At 52.5% G+C, this 2,929-nt stretch carries 1 rRNA gene; it reads left to right on the top strand.

Features of this window, described 5'->3' with window-relative positions:
* Positions 1 to 148: 148 nt before the first annotated feature.
* A 23S ribosomal RNA gene (locus tag H8Z82_RS16585) occupies positions 149 to 2,929 on the top strand; the annotation flags it as partial.

Genomic DNA, 2,929 nt, shown 5'->3' on the forward strand with positions numbered 1-2,929 from the left:
AAAAGTTAATCAAATATCCTTGATACAAAACGTTAAGAGATATGAGAGTATCTCATAAAACGCAAGATAGGAAGACATCGATAACAAAGTTATCAAAAACATGAGAATCAAACGACCGCATCACCTACGCTAGGGTGATGAAGCGAAAGGTCAAGCAATAAGGGCACAGGGCGGATGCCTTGGCACTAAGAGCCGATGAAAGACGTGATAAGCTGCGATAAGCTTCGGGGAGGAGCAAATATCCCGTGATCCGGAGATGTCTGAATGGGGAAACCCACATGAGCAAACCTCATGTATCCATACGCCAATCCATAACGTATGGAAGGGAACCCGGGGAACTGAAACATCTAAGTACCCGGAGGAAAAGAAAGAAAACTCGATTCCGTAAGTAGCGGCGAGCGAACGCGGAGGAGCCTAAACCGGTGTGCGTGCATACCGGGGTTACGGACTGCATTTAAGATTCTCAGAGGCTAACAGAACGGTTTTGGGAAAGCCGGCCACAGAGGGTGAAAGCCCCGTACGTGAAAGCTGATGAGACTGAGCAGGATCCAGAGTACCACGAGACACGTGGAACCTTGTGGGAAATCAGGGGGACCACCCCCTAAGGCTAAATACTACTTAGTGACCGATAGCGCATAGTACTGTGAAGGAAAGGTGAAAAGGACCCCGGGAGGGGAGTGAAAGAGAACCTGAAACCCTGTGTCTACAAGCTGTGGAAGCACTTTATATGTGCGACCGCGTACTTTTTGTAGAACGGTCCGGCGAGTTACGCTTACTGGCAAGGTTAAGCACTTCAGGTGTGGAGCCGTAGGGAAACCAAGTCTTAAGAGGGCCAGAGTCAGTAGGAGTAGACCCGAAACCGGGTGATCTATCCATGTCCAGGTTGAAGCTGCCGTAAGAGGTAGTGGAGGACCGAACCCACATCCGTTGAAAAGGGTGGGGATGAGGTGTGGATAGGGGAGAAATTCCAATCGAACCCGGAGATAGCTGGTTCTCCTCGAAATAGCTTTAGGGCTAGCCTCGATACAGATTTGCGGAGGTAGAGCACTGAATTTCCTAGGGGGCGTCAAAGCCTACCGAAGAATATCAAACTCCGAATGCCGCGTAATCGATTATCGGGAGTCAGACTGCACGAGATAAGTTGGGCGGTCAAAAGGGAAAGAGCCCAGACCTTCAGTTAAGGTCCCCAAGTGCGCGTTAAGTGGAAAAGGATGTGGGATTTCGAAGACAACCAGGATGTTGGCTCAGAAGCAGCCATCCATTCAAAGAGTGCGTAATAGCTCACTGGTCGAGAGGTCCTGCGCCGAAAATGTCCGGGGCTGAAACGCGCCACCGAAACTAAGGAACCGAAAGGTTGGTAGAGGAGCATTGCATGCGGGAAGAAGCAGTACCGTAAGGAGCTGTGGACTGCATGGAAGAGAGAATGCCGGAATGAGTAGCGAGAATAAGGTGAGAATCCTTATGGCCGAATATCCAAGGTTTCCAGAGTAAAGCTGATCTGCTCTGGGTAAGTCGGGGCCTAAGGCGAGGACGAGAGTCGTAGCCGATGGACAACAGGTGGAGATTCCTGTACTGCGGTATGACAGAACTGTGGGGACACGTAAGGAAAGCGGAAGCCGGGGATGGATTGTCCCGGTGCAAGCGGGGTACCAGCCACTTTGGCAAATCCGGGTGGCAATGGGAAGCCGTGATGCGGAGCGAAATAAAGTAGCGAAGTCCGTGAGCCATGCGTCAAGAAAAGCCGCTATCGTTTATACCGTACCCGTACCGTAAACCGACACAGGTGGATGAGGAGAGAATCCTAAGGCCGGCGGAAGAAGCATTGTCAAGGAACTCGGCAAAATGGCCCCGTAACTTAGGGATAAGGGGTGCCTGGGAAACCAGGCCGCAGAGAATAGGCTCAAGCAACTGTTTAGCAAAAACACAGGTCTATGCGAAACCGAAAGGTGAGGTATATGGGCTGACGCCTGCCCGGTGCTGGAAGGTTAAGAGGAGAGGTTAGCGCAAGCGAAGCTTTGAATTTAAGCCCCAGTAAACGGCGGCCGTAACTATAACGGTCCTAAGGTAGCGAAATTCCTTGTCGGGTAAGTTCCGACCCGCACGAAAGGCGTAATGATTTGAGCGCTGTCTCGACAATGCATCCGGTGAAATTGAAGTACCAGTGAAGATGCTGGTTACCTGCGCCAGGACGGAAAGACCCCATGGAGCTTTACTCCAGTTTGGTACTGGGACTCGGTATTGCATGTACAGGATAGGTGGGAGGCTGAGATACAGTAACGCCAGTTATTGTGGAGCCGCTGTTGGGATACCACCCTTGCAGTATTGGGTTTCTAACCAGCCGCCGTGACCCGGCGGTGGGACAATGCCAGACGGGGAGTTTGACTGGGGCGGTCGCCTCCGAAAGGGTATCGGAGGCGCCCAAAGGTTCCCTCAGAATGGACGGAAACCATTCGAAGAGTGCAAAGGCAGAAGGGAGCTTGACTGCGACACCGACGGGTGGAGCAGGTACGAAAGTAGGGCTTAGTGATCCGGTGGTATTAAGTGGGAATGCCATCGCTCAACGGATAAAAGCTACCCTGGGGATAACAGGCTTATCACTCCCAAGAGTTCACATCGACGGAGTGGTTTGGCACCTCGATGTCGGCTCATCGCATCCTGGGGCTGTAGTAGGTCCCAAGGGTTGGGCTGTTCGCCCATTAAAGCGGTACGCGAGCTGGGTTCAGAACGTCGTGAGACAGTTCGGTCCCTATCCGGCGTGGGCGTAGGATATCTGAGAGGAGCTGTCCTTAGTACGAGAGGACCGGGATGGACGGGCCGCTGGTGCATCGGTTAGACTGCCAAGTCTACGGCCGAGTAGCCAAGCCCGGAAGGGATAAACGCTGAAGGCATCTAAGCGTGAAGCCCCCCTTAAGATGAGATATCCCATTCG

It is taken from the genome of Blautia difficilis, assembly GCF_014297245.1.
In the GTDB taxonomy this organism is placed as follows: domain Bacteria; phylum Bacillota; class Clostridia; order Lachnospirales; family Lachnospiraceae; genus Blautia_A; species Blautia_A difficilis.